Genomic DNA, 581 nt, shown 5'->3' with positions numbered 1-581 from the left:
TACCAGAAGTAGGTAGCTTAACCGCAAGGGGGGCGCTTACCACGGTAGGATTCGTGACTGGGGTGAAGTCGTAACAAGGTAGCCGTATCGGAAGGTGCGGCTGGATCACCTCCTTTCTAGAGTTGCACCTGACTATAGAGTCAGTTCATTAAGCGTCCACTCTTATCGACTGTTGAATTTAGAAGAAACAGTAGCAGTGTCCAAGTCGGGGCTGTAGCTCAGCTGGTTAGAGCACCGTGTTGATAACGCGGGGGTCGTTGGTTCGAGTCCAACCAGCCCTACCAGTATGTCTTAGATATACCTTGGGGGATTAGCTCAGCTGGGAGAGCACCTGCTTTGCAAGCAGGGGGTCGTCGGTTCGATCCCGTCATCCTCCACCACTCTACTAATCTTGAAAGTGCAAACGTAAGCAACACCACATGGTGAGATGTTTAGGTTTGGTCTTTTAGAGATTAAAGCTGTTTCGTTCTTTAACAATCTGGAAGAAGTAAAGTTTTAATCGTTTGACCGACAGGTCAGACGATGGGTAGTGATTGTATGTATCAAAACAAAGCAACAACGCTGTACTTTCTTATCTCTGT

General features: G+C 47.5%; 2 tRNA genes and 1 rRNA gene. All 3 read left to right on the top strand.

The window, feature by feature from the left end:
• Nucleotides 1-116 (top strand): 16S ribosomal RNA (locus F1735_RS34110); the annotation flags it as partial.
• A gap of 91 nt (nt 117-207) precedes the next feature.
• A tRNA-Ile gene (locus F1735_RS34105) sits at nt 208-284 on the top strand.
• A gap of 20 nt (nt 285-304) precedes the next feature.
• Nucleotides 305-380 (top strand) — tRNA-Ala (locus F1735_RS34100).
• Nucleotides 381-581: the final 201 nt, after the last annotated feature.

The organism is Massilia genomosp. 1 (genome assembly GCF_011682185.1).
Classification (GTDB): domain Bacteria; phylum Pseudomonadota; class Gammaproteobacteria; order Burkholderiales; family Burkholderiaceae_D; genus Telluria_A; species Telluria_A rubra.
The sequence above is the reverse complement of the archived record's forward strand: the minus strand, read 5'-3'. Positions and strand labels throughout refer to the sequence as shown.